At 46.0% G+C, this 19,727-nt stretch carries 10 protein-coding genes; all 10 read left to right on the top strand.

Translation table 11 applies throughout. From position 1 onward, the window contains the following. Positions 1 to 485 precede the first annotated feature (485 nt). The 10 genes from QUB04_RS08150 to QUB04_RS08105 all read left to right on the top strand — a co-directional run bounded on the left by QUB04_RS08150 (position 486) and on the right by QUB04_RS08105 (position 19,726). Positions 486 to 3,311 carry a cation-transporting P-type ATPase gene (locus tag QUB04_RS08150; RefSeq protein ID WP_333283210.1) on the top strand — a complete coding sequence of 942 codons (2,826 nt, stop codon included), beginning with the start codon at positions 486 to 488 and terminating at the stop codon, positions 3,309 to 3,311. Positions 3,312 to 3,568: 257 nt separating this feature from the next. Next, complete coding sequence (locus tag QUB04_RS08145; RefSeq protein WP_333283208.1) at positions 3,569 to 4,822, top strand: DNA replication/repair protein RecF; 1,254 nt, start codon at positions 3,569 to 3,571, stop codon at positions 4,820 to 4,822. 585 nt (positions 4,823 to 5,407) lie between these two features. Beyond that, on the top strand, positions 5,408 to 5,806 hold the full coding sequence (gene psb27 / locus QUB04_RS08140) for a photosystem II protein Psb27 (protein WP_333283206.1): 399 nt from the start codon (positions 5,408 to 5,410) through the stop codon (positions 5,804 to 5,806). Between the two features lie 359 nt (positions 5,807 to 6,165). Then, complete coding sequence (locus QUB04_RS08135) at positions 6,166 to 7,809, top strand: family 10 glycosylhydrolase (RefSeq protein WP_333283205.1); 1,644 nt, start codon at positions 6,166 to 6,168, stop codon at positions 7,807 to 7,809. A 427-nt stretch (positions 7,810 to 8,236) separates the two neighbouring features. Further along, entirely contained in the window at positions 8,237 to 8,860 is a 624-nt protein-coding gene (locus QUB04_RS08130) for a restriction endonuclease subunit R (RefSeq protein WP_333283203.1), read from the top strand. 73 nt (positions 8,861 to 8,933) lie between these two features. Next, positions 8,934 to 10,211 carry a bifunctional sterol desaturase/short chain dehydrogenase gene (locus tag QUB04_RS08125; protein ID WP_333283201.1) on the top strand — a complete coding sequence of 426 codons (1,278 nt, stop codon included), beginning with the start codon at positions 8,934 to 8,936 and terminating at the stop codon, positions 10,209 to 10,211. A 766-nt stretch (positions 10,212 to 10,977) separates the two neighbouring features. Continuing rightward, positions 10,978 to 11,880 carry a glycoside hydrolase family protein gene (locus tag QUB04_RS08120; RefSeq protein ID WP_333283199.1) on the top strand — a complete coding sequence of 301 codons (903 nt, stop codon included), beginning with the start codon at positions 10,978 to 10,980 and terminating at the stop codon, positions 11,878 to 11,880. A 41-nt stretch (positions 11,881 to 11,921) separates the two neighbouring features. Then, positions 11,922 to 12,824 (top strand): peptidoglycan-binding protein, encoded by a 903-nt coding sequence (locus QUB04_RS08115; protein ID WP_333283196.1) that lies wholly within the window; start codon positions 11,922 to 11,924, stop codon positions 12,822 to 12,824. A 152-nt stretch (positions 12,825 to 12,976) separates the two neighbouring features. Next, positions 12,977 to 15,106: a caspase family protein gene (locus QUB04_RS08110; protein WP_333283194.1), complete on the top strand. Its 2,130-nt coding sequence runs from the start codon at positions 12,977 to 12,979 to the stop codon at positions 15,104 to 15,106. Positions 15,107 to 15,367: 261 nt separating this feature from the next. Further along, positions 15,368 to 19,726: an nSTAND1 domain-containing NTPase gene (locus tag QUB04_RS08105; RefSeq protein ID WP_333283192.1), complete on the top strand. Its 4,359-nt coding sequence runs from the start codon at positions 15,368 to 15,370 to the stop codon at positions 19,724 to 19,726. Position 19,727: the final 1 nt, after the last annotated feature.

Genomic DNA, 19,727 nt, shown 5'->3' with positions numbered 1-19,727 from the left:
CCTCGATATACTGTGTATGGCAGATCGGGCATCGCTTTTAGCGATCCCTAATAGGGAGGTATCTCTCAAAGCTTTCAACAAAATATTGAAAGCGCTATTCAATGCGTTACGTTTTTGGGGGCTGAGCCGTTACGCTTACTACGAAACTTTTTCGCTTAGTCCGATGCTTCGGCGCTGGTTTTAAACGGTAGCCTATCCTATTACATACTACCAATGTCTACCGCTATCTTCTAAGAGTTTACAAGAATTCGTTTACTATACGAAAACAGCCGTAGGCGTACAAAGGGCGCGATCGAGCCACCAGACGCATTGAAGTTAAAAGCTTTTTGCTTCCCCGGCATCGAACCGCCCCAAACCAGTCCCAAGTTAAACAGTTTTTTATTCAGAACTCAAAACTTAAAACTCTCTTACTGTAATCAGCCAGATGGATCGGCTGTAGCTGTCCGGCCACAACCACCTTTATGCCCCACGCTCGATCGTAATTTATGTCTTCAAATTCTCCCTCTTCTTGGCACACCGTAGCAATTGACCAAACTCTCCAGCAGCTCAGCAGCAACAAAGACGCTGGCTTGAGCAGCCAACAGGTGTCAGAACGCTTGCAGCAATACGGCCCCAACGAACTCGAAGAAACAGGAGGCCGCAGTCCGTGGTCGATTTTTGTCGATCAGTTCACCAACATCATGTTGTTGATGCTGATGGGTGTGGCCGTGATTTCGGCTTTCTTGGACATCAGGTCGAATACTTTTCCCAAAGATGCGATCGCCATTTTTTCGATCGTCATACTCAACGGCATTCTCGGCTTTTTCCAAGAGCAAAGTGCTGAAAAAGCCCTCGCAGCCCTCAAAAACCTCGCTTCCCCCCTAGTCAGAGTCCTGCGGGACGGCAAAACTTCGGAAATAGCAGCCAAGGAACTCGTACCCGGAGACGTGATGCTGTTAGAGGCAGGGGTAAAAATAGCAGCAGACGCACGCTTGATCGAAACATCAAATCTGCAAGTCAGAGAATCTGCTTTGACAGGAGAAGCCCTAGCAGTAACCAAGCAAGCAGAGCTAGAACTTCCAGAAGATGCTTCCTTGGGCGATCGACTCAACCTGATTTTTCAGGGCACAGAAGTTGTTCAGGGACGAGCAAAGGCGATCGTCACCAACACCGGAATGAAAACTGAACTGGGCAAAATTGCCACCATGCTTCAGTCAGTAGAAACCGAACCGACTCCCCTGCAACAGCGGATGAGCCAGTTGGGAAATGTTCTAGTCTCCGGAGCCCTAGCCTTAGTCGCAATAGTCGTCATCGGCGGCATGATTACCTTCCAAAACGGCGGCATCGGGTTCGATACCAGCAGGTTTGAAGAGTTGTTAGAAGTTTCTCTAAGCATGGCTGTGGCTGTGGTTCCCGAAGGACTCGCAGCAGTCGTGACAGTCACTCTGGCACTCGGAACTAGGCGGATGGTGAAGCGAAACGCCCTGATTCGCAAACTGCCTGCAGTAGAAACTTTGGGATCAGTTACTACCATTTGTTCTGACAAAACAGGTACTCTGACTCAAAATAAAATGGTAGTTCAGCTAGTCTCGACGGGCGACTGCACAGTCGCCGTAGCAGGCGACGGCTATGCCCCGATCGGAGATTTTACCGATCGCCTGACATCGGCCAAAATTAATAATTTAGAGGAATATCCAGAACTCGAATCTTTATTAATTGCCTGTGCAGTTTGCAACGACGCAGTATTGCAACAAGAACAGCAACAATGGCAGATTTTAGGCGACCCCACAGAAGGAGCTCTGCTGTGTGTAGCCGGAAAAGCAGGCATTTATAAGGAAAAACAGTCTCAATTGCTGCCACGGACGGCGGAATTTCCTTTTTCTTCCGAACGCAAGCGGATGAGCGTGATTTGCGAAGTGCCAGGCCGATCGGGACATTCGGGATTTCCAGCAGTTGAAGGACAGCAGCCGAATTATTTGATGCTGACCAAAGGTTCTCCAGAGTTGACTTTGGAGCGCTGCAAAGGCATTATAGTCGGCGATCGAGTACAACCTTTAACCCAGGAAATGCGCGATCGCATCCTCGTCGAAAACAACAACATGGCAAGCGGTGGTTTGCGAGTCCTCGGGTTTGCGTACAAACTCTGGGAAAACTTGCCGCCCGAAGGTTCTGAGGAAACCAGCGAACAAGACATGATTTGGCTGGGACTCGTCAGTATGCTGGATGCCCCGCGCCCGGAAGTGCGGGAAGCAGTGGTGAAGTGCCGCGATGCTGGCATTCGGGTGGTGATGATTACAGGAGACCACCAGTTGACAGCCAAAGCCATCGCCTACGATTTAGGTATTGCAACAGAGGGCGATCGAGTTCTCACCGGTCAAGAATTAGAAAAGCTCAGCCAAGAAGAACTCAAACAGCAAGTCGAACAGGTTAGCGTTTACGCCCGCGTCTCCCCCGAACACAAATTGCGGATTGTCCAAGCTTTGCAAAGTTGGGGCAAATTTGTCGCCATGACCGGCGACGGCGTTAACGACGCCCCAGCCTTGAAACAAGCCGATATCGGCATCGCAATGGGGATTACCGGCACCGATGTCAGCAAAGAAGCTAGCGATATGGTGCTCCTCGACGACAACTTCGCAACTATTGTCGCCGCCGCTGAAGAAGGGCGAGTGGTTTATAGCAATATTCGCCGCTTTATTAAATACATTTTGGGCAGCAACATCGGCGAAGTTTTGACAATTGCGGCCGCACCTTTAATGGGTTTGGGAGGAGTGCCGCTAACGCCACTCCAAATTTTGTGGATGAACTTAGTAACAGACGGCGTTCCCGCTTTGGCCTTGGCCGTGGAACCGGGGGAACCGAACGTGATGAAAAGGCCTCCTTTCAGTCCGCGAGAAAGTATTTTTGCGCGGGGTTTGGGTTCTTACATGATTCGGATCGGGATTATTTTTGCAATTTTGACGATCGCGATGATGTCCTGGGCTTACGGATATACCACCAACCCTAACCATGTTGGAGATCCCGAAGCTTGGAAAACAATGGTGTTTACAACTCTTTGTTTGGCGCAAATGGGTCACGCGATCGCAATTCGGTCTAACACTCAGCTAACTATCGAGTTAAATCCCTTCACTAATGTTTTTGTGTGGGGGGCTGTAATTGTGACTACTATGCTGCAATTAATGCTGATTTACGTTCCGCCACTGAGAGCCTTTTTCGGCACTCATTATTTAACGGGGTTTGAGTTGCTAGTTTGCTTCGGTTTCAGCGCTCTGATGTTTGTCTGGATTGAAATGGAAAAACTGTTTGTGCGCTTTTACAACAAATCTAGGAAATAGTGTTAACGGCTGACGGATAGTGAGCGATGTTTCATTATTCGTTAGATGGCTCTCATTCCGCGCTCTTCTCAACATCCGCAAGATATCCCGCAGGGGTTTTTAACCCCTGCCTCAAAGCAAAAGTCCTCGCTATGAGGACTGAAAAAACTATGTTTTAAAAATACAAAGAAAAATAAAGATTTTTCTGGCAGGGTGATTATCAATAACCCACGTCAACAGTCAACAGTCAACAGTCAACAGTCAACAGTCATTATATTATGTATTTAAAAACGCTGCACCTACGGCAGTTTCGGAACTACTTCGATCAAAAGGTAGCGTTTGACGCTCCCAAAACCATTTTAGTAGGAAATAACGCTCAAGGAAAATCTAACTTGTTAGAAGCGGTAGAGTTGCTTTCCACATTAAAAAGCCACAGGGTAGGGCGCGATCGCGATTTAATACTCGACTCAAAGCCGATCGGGCAAATTGATGCTACACTCGAACGTCAAACCGGAGCGATCGACTTAGCTTTAACTCTTCGCTCTGGGGCGCGTCGGACACTGAAGCTCAATGGTGAACCGCTGCGTCGCCATTTAGACTTTTTGAGCGTCTTAAATGTAGTGCAATTTTCTTGTTTGGATTTGGACTTAGTGCGTGGCGGGCCCGAAGGAAGGCGCAATTGGATCGATCGCCTAGTCATCCAATTAGAACCGATTTACGCTCACATTTTGCAGCAGTATAACCAAATTTTGCGCCAGAGAAACGCTCTGTTGAAACGTTCTAAAGAAATCAGGAAAGCTGAATTTTCCGACAGTTTTGACAAAATGCGATTTATCGGATCTGAAACTCCCGAAGACCAAAATATCACAGAATTCCCAATGCCCGATGCCCAATGCCCAATGCCCCATTCCCAATTCCCAATTCCCCGTTCAGAATTAGCTTTGTGGGACGCGCAGTTGGCGACAGCGGGCGCTCGCGTCATCCGCAGGCGCGATCGAATTTTGGAGCGATTGATGCCTTTAGCTCGAAATTGGCACCGTTCAATTAGCGGTTCAGCAGAAGTTTTGGATGTGAAATACGATGCTAATATTGAAGTAAGTTCAGAATTTATCGCTAAAGATAATCTCGAAGGAGTGCGGCAAGCATTTTTAGAGAAAATTCAAAAAAGGGCGATCGCAGAACAGTTTCAAGGAACCACTTTAGTCGGCCCCCACCGCGACGACATTACATTTACCATTAACAATACCCCAGCTCGTCAATACGCATCCCAAGGTCAGCAGCGAACTCTGGTATTAGCATTAAAATTAGCCGAACTGCAGCTTATTGAAGAAGTCGTCGGTGAAGCGCCTTTACTGTTGCTCGACGACGTACTTGCAGAACTCGATCTGAGCCGCCAAAATCAACTTTTAGAAACAATTCAAGAACGATTTCAAACTCTGATTACTACAACTCACCTAGGCGCTTTTGATGCTCAGTGGCTGCGACAAACCCAAATTCTCTCCGTCGTTGCTGGACAAATCAATCGATTTTAGATTTGAGATTTGAGATTTTAGATTGACAAATTTTCTGTTTCATGGTATGAGAACAAAAAAATGTAGAAAGTGGCATTATTACCTCAATTCGAGATAGGATAAAGGTTAATTTTGATTGCAGCTTTCGCTTCCATTTTTCTAACCCTTGTCAACGACCCAGGTCTAAAGACACTGGGCTTCTAGCCTAAGACTTAAACCACAGTTGACCAGACTAAGTACCTCGCGTACTACGTTAACGGTAAGAGTTTAAAGACCTACCAAGGGATGCGAAGCTAGTTCCTTGCTCTAGAAATTTAGGATTAAACAGACTTATTGGGTTAAATCAGTGTCCTAGATATAGTACCGGCCGTTAACTTTGTCGAAGCTAACATTACCCCGAAAGGGAGGCTCATAAAAGAGCGAACATTATGCGTACAGGGTTGCGAAGTTTGAGATGGTAATTGTCCCATCGAAAGTACACTACAAAAGTACACCGAATCTAGCAATCCCAAGGCGGTAATGGAAAGATTCACGCCGGTTTCAACCGCCGAGTCGTTTCCCTCTCAGCACTCTTCGTGACTGAGTTTCCCACTTACCGAATTTTTTATGAAGCATTACATTTCCCGTCTGTTAGCCCTGGTATTAGTTGTTGTCATCGGCGTAGCGGGCTGTACCAATGTTCCCGCCACTCTGAGTGGAGATTATGGTCAAGACACATTAGCATTAGTTAAGAGCTTGAGAACAGCGCTCACTTTGCCAGAGGGCACGCCGGAAAAAGCAGCCGCTCAAGCCAAGGCTCGCACAAGTATCAACGATTTTTTTGCTGAATACCGCCGCGATCCCGCTCTTACCAAGCTGGCCTCTTTCACGACAATGCGGACGGCATTAAACTCTTTGGCCGGACATTACAGTTCCTATCCAAACCGTCCCGTTCCTGAAAAATTGAAAAAGCGTCTTGAGTCAGAATTTCAGCAAGTAGAAGCTGCTCTTAACAGAGGATCTTAATCTCAAAATTTAGGATCAAGGATAAATTTTAATAATTCATCTTTCATCCTTGATATTTGAGTGTTAACAATTTTTAGTAGAAATATCAACTGCTTTTAGCGCCCACTGTATCCAGGCGCTTTTTTATGCAGCATTTAGGGAAAAAATACTGCAAAACCGTTTAATCGCGGAGTCTTGTCTTACCCGATCGCCCTTATGGAATTTAAATAGCCGCCAGATAGAATTTGCATTGTGCGATCGACTTATGCCATAACTAGGTTAACCCAAAAAAGTAGAAAATTTGTAGCTGCTTGTTGAGGGCGATCGGCAAAATGCGATCGTCACCCAATTTAAACCAGAAAACCCCATCCAACTCTCCCATGAAAATTGCACCAACTCGCATCGCGAATTTGCAACACCAGCGACGCTTTTTAAGTGCGGTAACTGCTGTTTTAACCAGTAGCTTCATCAGCCAGCTTGTTTGGCCGTTTATCGGAAATCAACCAGCTTTTGCCCAAACATCAGCCTATTGCCAATTATCCCCAGAACAAGTCAATCAAAAAGAAGACTTGCGCCGCGCCGCGCTGTCGGGAAAACGGGAATCTCAGCAAGCATATTTTGCTGTTTTGAACAAACACGCGCGGGAAATAGCAGAATGCCGCCAAAAAACTTGGCCCGAAACCCAAGCAATTTGGCTGCGTTTGTATCCCTGCGATGTCAGACCCGGAGAACTCGATCGAGTATTGGACAAAGTTGTGAATAAAGGCTACAACCAAGTCTATATAGAAACATTTTACGATGGTCAAGTGCTTCTCCCAGCCGCCGACAATCCAACGGCTTGGCCTTCTGTTGTGAGAAATCGCGGTTACGAGAAATACGATTTGTTAGAAAAGGCGATCGCCAAAGGCAAACAGCGAGGTTTAAAAGTATACGCCTGGTTATTTACCATGAACTTTGGGTATAGCTATTCTCAGCGTTCAGACAGACAGCAAACCCTCGCTATCAACGGTAAAAATCAGACAAGTTTAACAGTAAGCGAATACGCAGCAATTAACGAGGACTTCGGAGAAGTTCCGGGCAATCAAGCCTTTATCGATCCGTACAACCCACAAGCACGGCAAGACTATACTTTGTTAGTAAATCAAATAGTCAAGCGCAAGCCCCAAGGAATGTTGTTCGACTACATTCGCTATCTACGGGGCATCGGACCCGCTTCAGTTGCTACCAAAGTTCAAGACTTGTGGATTTACGGCCCAGCATCGCAGCAAGTTCTTTTGCAGCGGGCTAGCAATCAGCAAGGGCGAGATTTAATTCAGCGATATTTGACTAAGGGATTTATCAATCCTAATGACGTTCAAGCAGTAGTCAAACAGTATCCAACTGAGCGAGAACCTCTTTGGCAGGGTCGAGTTCCGCAGGCGATGTCAGTAGCAACTACAGCTTCTAGAAGGCCGAATGCCGCATCAAGATCGGCCTCAACAACTCCCGCCACTAACAAGCCAAACCCTGCAACTCCGACACCAAAACCGACACCGCCGCTTCCCGATACCGGCACTCTGCAAAAAGACCTGTGGAAACTGAGCGTTGCTCACGCAGTACAAGGGATTTTAGATTTTTTGGGGATAGCAATTCAACCCGCTCAAAGGATGGGAATTCCTGTAGGAGCAGTGTTTTTTCCCACTGCAAATCAAGCGATAAATCAAGGGGGATATGATTCGAGGTTGCAGCCTTGGGACACATTTCCGGCTGCAATGGAATTCCACGCCATGTCTTACGGAAATTGCGGGGATGTAAGCTGCATTGTGCCACAGGTGCAGCGGACAGTGAGTTTAGCGCCTCCGGGAGCAAAAATTATTCCTGCCATTGCTGGAGATTGGGGAAAACCTCTTAAAAATCGGCCGTCTTTGGAGATTCAAATGCAGGCAATTCGCGCCGCGACGCCGCAAATTAATGCGGTGAGTCATTTTGCTTTTGGGTGGCAAGAACCGGAGGATGAAAGAGCGCGGCAAACTTGCAGATTGTAGATACATTTCTGGACGCACAGGGTGTCATCATCTAGTTTTATGGTTGCGGAGCCTAAAAGCGTAGATTTTGGATCAATAAACCGGGTTTTTCTATCGGAATCGGCGGCGAACCACGATTGATTTGCCTAAAAAAAACCCGGTTTTTGCCTCAGTATTGATTGAGTGCGATCGACCTTTGGCAAAAAAAATTAATTTACCAAATTTTCGACCTAGCTGAACAATCAGGCATAATGAGATTGTTCAAAAATTGCTGGAAATGCAAGCGGGACAAAAACAGCCAATTGCCGATCGCAAATCCCAATGAACAGACATCTGGGCCAAATTAACTTACTCAGAATTTCATCTGCGTTCATTTGCGTTCATCTGCGGTTAAAAATCCAAATTCTGCTAAAGTTATTAATAACCATAAAACCCTTTATTAATCATAATGCAAAAACTACAAGCAAGAGATGTCAACCTCCGCTATCTAATCGATAACTTCGGTTTACAGCGAGTTCGTAACAGCGAATTTTTCCGAGAATGGCAAGAAAACTTACCCGAAGTAACAGACTCAGAAAAACAATTGCTCGATCGCGTTCAAGACATATACTTCAACTTGGTAGATAACCCGCCTGTATGGGAAAATGCAGTCAAGCTAACAATTATCAGCCCCATTTTGTTTATTGCCGGTCTGTATGAGTCTCCTTTTCAAGTCAAAGCCGAAAAGTCGATCGCAATTCAAGAGGAAGACGAAGGCAGAATCATCGAAGGCAGAATAGATATCCTAATTATGAAAGCAAACTTGTGGGTGACAGTAATTGAATCCAAACAACTTTCGTTTTCAACAGACGAAGCACTCGCACAACTCCTGACATATATGCTGGCAGATCCCAACCCAGAAACTCCTACTTTTGGCATGATTACCACAGGTGCTAACTTCTCTTTTGTCAAGTTAGTTAGAGGGGAAACTCCCCAGTATGCGCGATCGGCTGAATTTGTTATTTCCAATCCCGGCAATGAATTGTACCGGGTTTTGCAGATTTTAAAACGCCTGAGTCAACTTCCAGACTAGCAATAAAAGCCATTTTGAGTTATCTTTCAAAGCAGACAATATCTAATATCTCAAATTTCAAACTGGTGCGAGCATGGTAAATTACTGGATAGTCGGCGCTGTGGCAATAGCTTCTGTCTGCTGGGCAGAAATAATACGAGACTTTTATCACGTCGTGTCGCATTATTGGGCACCCCTGCAAAAGCTGCACACTTGGCATCACCGCGTTTTCCGCCCGAATTTGACCCCCGTCAGCGAGACAATTTACAAGCAAGCACACTGGCGTCACGACGTGCCCGAAGGTGCGGCGATGATGGTTTTAGGCTTGTTGCTGTGGGTTGTAGCTTATTTTGGGCTGCCGGAATATCACTGGGGTGCAGCCGCCGGTTGTATTTATACTTTAGGCTTTTTGTTGAGCGCGATCGCCCGCGCGATCGGCATCAAAGGTGCAGACGAATTAACCGACATCACCCACCAACCGGGAGACTTCCTGACTCCCCCTGGCAAGTGGTTAGTTAATAAACCTTATCACTGGCGGCACCACTTCGACAATCAAAATGCTTACTATTGCGGTACTTTCACCTTAATAGATAAACTTATGGGTACAGCACTTTCTCTCAAAGGCAAAACTGTAGCCGTCACCGGTGCATCTGGAACTTTAGGGCGTTTGCTACTCAAACACCTGCACAAAGCTGGTGCAAAAGTGATCGCCCTCTCCTCTGGAAATGAGGAAATTACTTTGAATTTAGACGGCGAAAATTTACCTGTGAAAACCGTAACTTGGCAAGCTGGCCAAGAGGCAGACTTAGCCCTATTGTTAGAAAAAATCGATATTCTCGTCATCAATCACGGGATTAACGTACAGCGAGAAAGAACAGGAGAGGCGATCGCAAACTCATACGAAATTAACACTTTTTCCGCGTGGCGGCTGATGGAACTCTTTTTCTTAACAGTCCGCACTAACGAAAACATCGCTTGCAAAGAAGTCTGGATCAACACTTCAGAAGCCGAAGTAATTCCCGCTGTCAGTCCTCTTTACGAACTCAGCAAGCGCGCCCTCGGAGATTTAGTCACCCTGCGGCGACTAGACGCACCCTGCATCGTTCGCAAACTGATTTTAGGGCCGTTTAAAAGCAACTTAAACCCGATCGGCATCATGTCTCCTGACTGGGTAGCACAGCAAGTTGTCAAACAAGCTAAAGCTGATGCCCGCAATATCATCGTGACAATTAATCCTTTGACTTTTATCATTTTTCCAGTCAAAGAGTTTTTTGTTTCCCTCTACTTCCAAATTTTCAGCCGGAAAGCGATTTCAGAGATTAAAGCAGTGGCGACATCGGAAAAATCTAGCGTTGAATCTAAGATTAATTAATCAACCAAAACCGGGTTTCCGCAGGGGCGGCGGCTGTGACTGTCCGCCCTGCTGCTAAATTCCACAAAACTAAAGCCTTTCTCACATCGTCACGAGTAAGCTGACGCCCCCACTCCCACAGCCGCAAACCCACTCTTCTGACTCATGGGGTAAAAACCGTTGGCGGGGAGTGGAATCGAAAGCTGTTTCGGGCCCCATTCCGAACATGGTTATGCTTACTGATATAAATTATTGAATATTATTACTAACTATTGTCTCTCCTGATTCACTTCTATCCGCACGGGGTACTGTACGCTACCCGTTGCTGGTGCGGAATGTGGGTGTCAACTATGGTCGTTGGTTAGTTGATAAGCTGTTCAGCATTTAAATAAAATGTCAACAAACAATCTAAGTCTTGTGGGGAGTAGGGGTTGGGCGTCTCGCCCGCCCTAAATATGCAATTTAAATGCGTGACAGCTTACATCCAAGACTCATAAGTGTAATTTGATAGTGGTGGAATTGGGCGATCGCGATCGTTAAATAGAACAAGCAGCACACCGATCTCGATCGGCAAAAATAAACTTTTGTAAAAGTTCAAGAAAATCCCGGAATTTACTTTGGGACAGACGTAATTAGTGAAATCACTGGTCGAACAAAGACTTTGGATAACAAGTATGAATTGATAAACTCTTTTCACACGTTGTCAGAGGCAGGCAAAAGTTTGGCGATCGGGATCTTCAGGATGCGTCCTTCCAGTTCATCTACCTTTTCCAAAGGAAAAACTAAAATGCCAAGAAGATCACTTGAAATCTTCGGCGATGGTCGCGTGTACGAAATAAAAGACGACCTAGCCGTTAAAGTCACCGAGACAAATGGGCAAGTAAAAGCATTAATTGATGCTTTAAAGTTCAGCGTGGCTAAAACATACAACATTAATCCTCCAGAAAAACAACCGCCTGATGTGGCAGAACGCAGAGGTTCAAAGCAAATCAATGGAGAAGGCTTTAAGCTTCTGACTACGTTTGAAGGATGTAAGCTAACTGCTTATGATGACGGCGGTGGAGTTTGGACAATTGGTTATGGACACACTGGCAACGATGTTTTTCCAGGACTGACGATTAGCCAAACGCAAGCAGAAGAATTGCTGAGCAAAGATTTAGAAAAATTTGAATCCTTTGTTGAGGATGCCGTGGAAGTTCAGCTCAATGACAATCAGTTTTCTGCACTGGTTTGTTTCTGCTTCAACGTGGGGCCAGGAGGTTTTGGAGATTCAACTCTTCTGAGGCTTTTGAACGAGGGAAATTATCAAGGAGCAGCTAATCAGTTTCCTGTGTGGAATAAGGTCAACGGTCAACCCTGGCTAGGGCTGACACGCCGACGATTGGCTGAACGATCGCTGTTTTTGGGAAAACCCTGGCAGTCATTCTTAACCTATGAAGGAACAGGCGAAGAAGTAACAGGTGAAACAATCTCAGAAGCACCTCGCACTTTGAAACTCACCGATCCTCTCATGCAAGGTGAGGATGTTCGTCAAGTGCAAGAAGCTTTGAAAACAGCAGGAATTAATCTCGAACCTGATGGATTCTTTGGCAATGATACTGACAAGGCAGTGCGGCAGTTTCAGCAGCAGAAAGGGCTAACGGCGGATGGTGTTGTAGGTGCCCAAACGCGAAAAGAATTGGGACTATAACATCGATTGTGTAACCAAATTCAAACCGATAGGAGAAAACCATGACTGACTCAAGCGATCTTCTCTTTAATCAACCTGTAATTGTCGAGGCCTGTGAAGAATTTGTCGAACGGGATCGGTTGGGAATTAGAGGCAGTTTCCCCGGATTGCTTCAAGATGCACCCATGTCTTCGACTGCGGTGGTAAATGGCTTATCCCAGCAGTTGATATATCAACTCCAACTGATTGTGCCAGATGCCTTTGTCAGTTTTGATGACCTGAATGTAGACTTGCTAGAGGCAGCCTTTCCCTATGTACAAGCCCCTGCAAAACAGGCACTCCAGAAAGCCATTCAAGATCGAGGTCAAACTATGCAGGTGAACTCTGCCTACCGCACGATCGCTCAGCAAATGCTGCTGTATAACGATCGCTTCAACAACTCTAATCCTGTAGCTCCACCGGGAGCCAGCAACCACCAAACTGGGTTAGCGATCGACATTGAAGATGCAAGAGGCTGGGAAGTTTATTTAATGCGGTATGGCTGGAATCCATTACCGGGCGATCCACCTCACTTCGATTACCAAGGTGGCGGCACGATCGATCTTCGCAGCAAATCAATACTCGCATTTCAGCAGCTTTGGAATCAGAACAATCCTAATGCAAAGATTAGCGAGGATGGCGGTTTTGGCCCTCAAACCGAGGATGCACTTAATCGATCTCCTGCTCCAGGGTTTCCTAAAGCGCCGTGGGATGGCAAACCCAGAACTTTGCGCTTGGCGATACCCAGAATGGAAGGTTCGGATGTACTCAAGCTTCAGGATGGTTTGAAAAAGGCTGGGATTGTAGTTGGGGCTGATGGTGAATTTGGGCCAGCAACAGATAAAGCCGTCAAGGAATTTCAGCAGAAGAAGGGTTTGAAGCCAGACGGAATTGTCGGACCAAAAACCCGCGAGCTAATGGCTTGAACTGTTCGCGATCGAATTAACAAAATCTTGAGCTGAAGGATACGTTGGTGTATCGGCAGAGTTTTCTGAAAAGCTTGAACTTGCGGCTCTAGAACTCTGCCGATACACCAACTCTCTGAGTTAAATACAGATGCTGGAGTGATGAGGTAAAAATGGCTGACCAACCCGATCAAACACTGAATTTTTACGCATTATTAATTGGCATTGACTACTACTTACCCAATCGGTTGTACAAGAGTCTTAAAGGAGCCGTGCGTGACATTAATCTTGTAGCAAGCTACCTCTCCGAGACACTGAAGGTTCCATCCGAACGGATTTTCAAGCTGACTTCTCCGAATCCTGAAGTCGCGGAAACAATCGAGACCAAAGACCCGGAACCAACTTATGAAAATATTGTGGCAAAGTTTAAGGCTATTACAGAAATAGCTCAGCCGGGAGAGCAGGTTTACATTCACTATTCTGGACATGGAGGACGGACGACAACTATTTATCCCGAATTGAAGGGGAATGACCAACTCGATGAGGGAATTGTGCCAATAGATGTTGGCAACGAATCTGGGCGCTACCTGCGAGATGTGGAATTGGCGACACTGTTGAAGCGGATGACGGACAAAGGGTTGATTGTCACCCTAGTCTTGGATAGCTGCCACTCTGGAGAAGCAACTAGAGGCGACGATGTTGCAATTCGAGGCCCCGGAGAAACCGACACAGCACTGCGAGACTCTGAAAGCTTGGTTGCCCAGCGACAGGAGCTGATCGCAAACTGGCAGGCTTTGACTGATGGGATTCCTGCAAGTATTACCCCTGGGCAGTGGCTTCCTCAACCTAGAGATTATGTATTGCTAGCTGCCTGTCGTCCTAGCGAGTATGCCTACGAGTATGCGGTGAGCGGTAAGGAGCGACATGGGGCGCTGACGTACTGGATGATCGATACGTTAACCAGTAGCCCTTCAGGATTGACGTACAAAACATTGCACGATCGCGTCAGTGCGAAAATTCAAAGCAAGTTCCCTCAGATGCCAATGCTGGTGGGCGAGAGCGATCGCTTTGTCTTCGGAGTTGAGCGCGGATCTTTACAATATGCCGTCAACGTGGTTGAGGTAATTGAGGCAGAGGTAACAGAGGCAGACTCAGAACCGAAGAAAGTCGTCAAGCAAGTTCGGCTGAATGCGGGGATGGCAAACGGTCTCAGTCCAGGTTATCGTTTCGCAATCTATGCGTTTGGCACGACAGATTTTACCCAGAAAAATAAGCAATTGGCGATCGTTGAAATTGCCAAAGTTGGTGCTTCTGATGCCTGGGCAGATGCGATCGATGTTCTGCGTCAGGACAAGATTGACCAAGGTTCTCCAGCAGTGATGCTATCAGCCCCTGTCGATTTAGTACAAGGAGTACGCGTTTTCAAAAAAGAGGTTGGTGACAAAGACAATCAACTGCCTCAAGCAATTGCGGACAAGCAAAATAATGCACTCTCAGCAGTCGAGGAAGCACTGACAGGAAATGGCTGGTTGAAACTGGCGGATGCCCAACAGAAGGAAGATTATCAAGTTGCGGTTAATCAAAAAGGGGAGTATGAGATTTGCACTGGTACACCGATCGAAAACCTCACACCTGCACTAAAGATTGACGACTCTGATGCTCCGCAACAAGTAGTGAAGCGATTGGTACACTTAGTAAAATATCAGGCGATTCAACAGTTGAGCAATCAATTTTCTGATTTGACGAGCAAATTAGAGGTGGAATTACTCACACAACCAAACTGGCGACCGGGGATGTCTAAAAAACCGCAGCCGTTTCCCGATCCGACTAATCTAGTTGTTAAATCGGGTGAGTACGCATTCTTGCGAATTAAGAATACTTCCTCTCAAGTTTTGAATGTTGCTGTGCTGGATCTCGAATCAAACTGGGCGGTTTCTCGCCTTCAACTCCAAATACCAGAGGCGATTTTTTATCCATTCAATCCCAATCAAGAAATGTTAATTCCGCTTGAAATCAAGCTACCGGATACTGGTAAATATTCCAAAGGAGCCGAAACCTTGAAAGTTTTTGCGACTGTCAGACCGAATGATTTTCGTTGGCTGGAGTTGCCCTCACTTGATGAAGAAATTGAGAAAAAGGCAGAGAAACTCTCTCGCGGCGATAATCCGCTGGGACAACTTCTGGCTGCGATCGGTGCTGATGTTGATACTCAACCAGAAATTCCCAGTCCTAAAGCAACAGCGATTTTCGATCCGAGTCAGGAATGGACAACGAAGGAGATTAAAATCACAATAGCGCGATAGGTGTTTGGTAAATTGGGCTATTCACCAGATTAGAACGGTTCGACTGCGCTCACCGACCACAGATTACTGCTTCTTTGTATAGCAATCCTAAATGATTCCGATAAATTTGTAGGGGTAGTGCCCCCGTGCCTACCCCCTATCTATCGGGCAACCACGGGGGGATTGCCCCTACAATAATTATGAGAATGATTTAGGATTGCTATATGAGTTCTCTGTTGAGTTCTGGAAGAGCCCTCAAATTATCAGAGGATGTTGCTTTGTATGTCAGAATTTCAACACAGCTACGCTCTAATTATTGGCATTAACGACTACAAAAACGGCATCTCTGCACTCAAAACAGCCGTCAGTGATGCGACAGAAATTGCCCGCATCCTCGAAACCGAGCATGATTACACCGTCACTCTGCTTCTGAATCAAGCAGCTACCCTCAGCCAACTTCGGCAGGTATTAGAGATAGAACTGCCGAAACAAATTCAGGCGGGCGATCGCTTTCTCTTCTACTTCGCTGGACATGGGATTGCCCTCAACGGTGAGGATGGCCCTGAAGGCTGTCTGATTCCTCAAAACGCTAAGTTGGGCAATGTTCGCACTTACCTGCCGATGTCAGACGTGAATAAAGCCTTGCTTCAGCTTCCCTGCCGTCACTTTTTAGGCATTCTCGACTGTTGTTTTGCGGGTGCTTTTCGCTGGTCAAGCCTACGCAAAGCGGTTCCTGTTGAACTGGTTACGATCCACAAAGAACGCTACGATCGCTTCATTCAAGACGCCGCATGGCAAGTCCTCACTTCGGCTGCCTACGATCAATCTGCATGGGATGCTTTTAACCTGAAAGACGATCGCGGGCAAATTGGAAGCCATTCACCGTTTGCCTCTGCCTTGATAGAAGCACTTGAGGGTAAAGCCGATGCTTTTCCACCAGCCGAACCCGGTAAGCCAGCCGGGGATGGTGTAATTACGGCAACCGATCTCTATGTGTATTTGCGCGATCGGGTTGAAATTGCGACTGAAGCGCGGGCTATTCGTCAGACGCCAGGGATTCATCCCCTCAAAAAACACGATAAAGGCGAGTATATTTTCCTGACACCAGGACACGCGCTTAATCTACCGCCCGCCCCACCATTGGATGTTTCCAAAAATCCCTATCGTGGCTTGTTACCCTTTGAAGAGGAACACAACAAACTGTTTTTCGGTAGAAACGAACTAATAGAAAAGTTACAAAATATTGTCCAAACTAATCCTCTAACAGTGGTTTTGGGTGCTTCGGGTTGTGGTAAATCCAGTTTGGTAAAAGCCGGATTAATCCCCAAATTGAAACAGCAAAAAAGCGACAAATGGTGTATTCTATCACCAATACGCCCCGGAGCAACACCTTTTCAAGCCTTGAATAATGCGCTGATTGATGCCCAATTACCCAAAATTGAATTACAAAATCAACAAAAAACTCTGAGTCAAAGTATTGCGGTTTGGGCTAAAAATCATCCCGATTCCCATTTATTAATCTTTATAGATAAAAGCGAAGAAATAATTACACTCTGTCAAGATGAGGATGAGCGCCCGGAATTTTTCCAACAAATACTTACAGCAATTGATGCCCATCGGGATAAATTACGAGTAGTGTTAAGCCTACGTTCTGACTTTGAAACCCAAGTCAGAGATGCTGGCTTAAAGTGTTTCCCCACAGTCCTTAAAAAAGAAGTAGGAAACACTGACACTGAGCTTAAAGAGCGTTGGCTCAACGGACGATTTATTGTACCAGCGATGACACGAGCCGAACTACGGGAAGCAATTGAGAAACCCGCTGAAGCACGGGTAATGTATTTTCAACCCCACGATTTAGTAGAACAATTAATTAATGAAGTGGCCGATATGCCGGGAGCATTGCCACTGCTTTCTTTCGCGTTGAGGGAACTTTATCTAAAGTATTTAAAGCGACAACGGGATGCAGAAAACGGAGGGAGCACAATTGACCGGGCGCTGACTCAAGAAGATTATCAAGCTTTGGGAGGAGTCATCCAATCGCTAACTCAAAGAGCTGATGAGGAATATCAGGCGCTAGTTCAAGAAAATCCAGCTTATAGCCAAGTTATCCGTCATGTAATGCTGCGGATGGTAGCCCTGGCTGGGGGTGAATTAGCGCGCAGACAAGTCCCGTTATCGGAATTGGAATATCCGCCAGATAAAAATAGTTTAGTTAAGAAAGTAATTGAGCATTTTAGCACAGCCAGGTTGTTAGTGAAAGGGCAAGATGCAGAGGGGAATCCCTACGTGGAACCAGCCCATGATGCTTTGGTGCGGGCTTGGCAAAAGCTGCTGAATTGGGTAAAAGAGGAGAAAGATTTAGCACTGCAAAGGCGTTTAACTCCATCCGCTTTAGAGTGGAACGCTGGGCAACAGGCAAAGTTTCTTTGGAATGCTAATCCCTATTTGGATGTATTGAATAAGGAGGTACTCAACTCCCCTGATAATAATTGGTTAAACCAGGTAGAAACTGAGTTTGTGCAGTACAGTTTGCAAAAAAGGCGAAACAGTCAGCGTAGTTTGGTTGCCACTGTGACAGGAGTCATTCTTTCTCTAAGTGGATTTGCCATTTTTGCTGCATATCAGTGGAGACAAGCAGAAATAGGACTAATTGATGCTTTAACACAATCTTCAAAAGCTAATTTCGCGGTGAATCGAACTTCTTTTGATGGCCTGATTGATGCACTGACAGCTAATAAGCATTTGCAACAATTACCTTGGGGCAGCACAGACCAAAAACTCCAGACTAATGTTCTCACAACTCTGGCACAATCCGCGAGCTGGGTAAGGGAGGAAAACCGCTTGCAAGGGCATCACAAGGCTATTGAGAATGTTAGTTTTAGTCCGGATGGTCGGATGTTTGCTACAGCTAGCGACGATCGCACAGTTAAGTTGTGGCGACGGGATGGAAGTCTAGTCAAAACTTTGTTAGGACATACAGAAGCGGTGATGAGCGTCCGTTTTAGTCCTGATGCGAAGAAGATTGCTTCCGGCAGTCTAGATGGAAAAGTCAGACTTTGGGACAGTAACGGCAACCTGATACGGGTTATTCATGCTCATAATAATTATTGGGTGATGAGTATCAGTTTTAGTCCAGATGGAAAAACAATCGCTACTGCCAGTGGTGATAAAACCGTAAAACTCTGGCGGTTGGACGGTCAATTGATGGGTACCCTTAAAGGACATCAAGGCTTGGTAAGGCAAGTGGGTTTTAGTCCTAGTGGCGATCGGATTATCACAGTCAGTGATGATAAAACCGTAAAACTGTGGAGTCGGGATGGCAAGACTCTAATCAAGACTCTCACCAAACACTCTCAGCCTGTTAGGAGTGTAGATTTCAGTAGTGACGGTCAGATTTTTACCACTAGTAGCCGAGATGGAACAGTCAAGATATGGAATCGAGAGGGGCAACCTTTAAATACCCTTCGGCATTCTGGAGGGGTATGGAGCGTTAGTATCAGTCGGGATGGACAAACCATTGCTTCTGGCAGTGAGGATGGAACCGTAAGACTATGGGCACAAGATGGCAGATTACTGGATACTTGGGTAGGTCATAACGGGCCCATTCCCTGTGTTACTTTTAGTCCAGATGGAAAAATGCTTGCGACTGGAGGTAACGATAACATCACGAAGCTTTGGCAGATCGATCGAAACTGGTTAACTGTTTTGTTTGGACATCAGCAAGAGGTGAATTCGGTTCAATTTAGCCCAGATGGTAAACGGATTGCCAGTGCAAGCTCTGATGGAACAGTGAGGATATGGAATCGAGAAGCTAAGCTACTTTTGACTCTGAAAGGACACAACAGTAAGGTGAACGCCATTAGCTTTAGTCCTGATGGAAACACGATTGCTAGTGGCAGCGATGATAACACAATCAAGATTTGGGGTCTAGATGGGCAACTCCAAAGAATACTGAAAGGGCATAGAAAGAAGGTCCTATCTGTTAACTTCAGTCATGACGGACAGACAATTGCCTCTGCCAGTGCTGATGGAACCGCGAAACTTTGGAGTTTGGAAGGTAAAGAACTGAGCACCCTAAAAGGACACAAGAAGAGAATGTTGAGTGTGGCTTTTAGTCCTGATGGACAAACAATTGCCACTGCTGGTGATGACACAACGGTAAAATTATGGACTTCTAGGGGGCAAGAATTCCGAACACTGAAAGGACATACAGATGTAATTTGGTCCGTTAGTTTTAGTCGTGATGGAACACAAATCATTACTGCTAGTAATGACAAGACAATCAAACTTTGGCACCGAGATGGAAGGTTAATCACCACACTGAGAGACACTGCTGCGGTCCTTGATGCCAGCTTTAGTCCTGATGGAAAAACGATCACCTCTGCGAGTAGCGATGGCACAATAAAGCTTTGGCAACGGGATGGAACGTTCATCACTTCCCTGAATGGGCATACTGCGGCGGTGCAGACGGTGAATTTCAGTCCCGATAGCAAATGGTTGGCCTCTGCCGGGTCAGATAAAGTTGTTTTGCTATGGAATGTCTCAGATATTAGTTTTCAGGGGTTGTTAGAGAAAGGATGCAACCATATCCGCAATTACTTGCCAACTCAATCAAAAAAAGTAAAAGAATTATGTAATTGAT

It is taken from the genome of Microcoleus sp. D2_18a_B4 (genome assembly GCF_036702475.1).
Lineage (GTDB): Bacteria > Cyanobacteriota > Cyanobacteriia > Cyanobacteriales > Microcoleaceae > Microcoleus.
The sequence above is the reverse complement of the archived record's forward strand: the minus strand, read 5'-3'. Positions and strand labels throughout refer to the sequence as shown.

Excerpts from the sequence above, each read along its gene's own strand:
- QUB04_RS08105 (WP_333283192.1), top strand. The coding sequence starts at position 15,368 with ATGTCAGAATTTCAACACAGCTACGCTCTAATTATTGGCATTAACGAC.
- QUB04_RS08135 (WP_333283205.1), top strand. The coding sequence starts at position 6,166 with ATGAAAATTGCACCAACTCGCATCGCGAATTTGCAACACCAGCGACGC.
- psb27 (WP_333283206.1), top strand. The coding sequence starts at position 5,408 with ATGAAGCATTACATTTCCCGTCTGTTAGCCCTGGTATTAGTTGTTGTC.
- QUB04_RS08120 (WP_333283199.1), top strand. The coding sequence starts at position 10,978 with ATGCCAAGAAGATCACTTGAAATCTTCGGCGATGGTCGCGTGTACGAA.
- QUB04_RS08115 (WP_333283196.1), top strand. The coding sequence starts at position 11,922 with ATGACTGACTCAAGCGATCTTCTCTTTAATCAACCTGTAATTGTCGAG.
- QUB04_RS08125 (WP_333283201.1), top strand. The coding sequence starts at position 8,934 with ATGGTAAATTACTGGATAGTCGGCGCTGTGGCAATAGCTTCTGTCTGC.
- QUB04_RS08130 (WP_333283203.1), top strand. The coding sequence starts at position 8,237 with ATGCAAAAACTACAAGCAAGAGATGTCAACCTCCGCTATCTAATCGAT.
- QUB04_RS08145 (WP_333283208.1), top strand. The coding sequence starts at position 3,569 with ATGTATTTAAAAACGCTGCACCTACGGCAGTTTCGGAACTACTTCGAT.
- QUB04_RS08150 (WP_333283210.1), top strand. The coding sequence starts at position 486 with ATGTCTTCAAATTCTCCCTCTTCTTGGCACACCGTAGCAATTGACCAA.
- QUB04_RS08110 (WP_333283194.1), top strand. The coding sequence starts at position 12,977 with ATGGCTGACCAACCCGATCAAACACTGAATTTTTACGCATTATTAATT.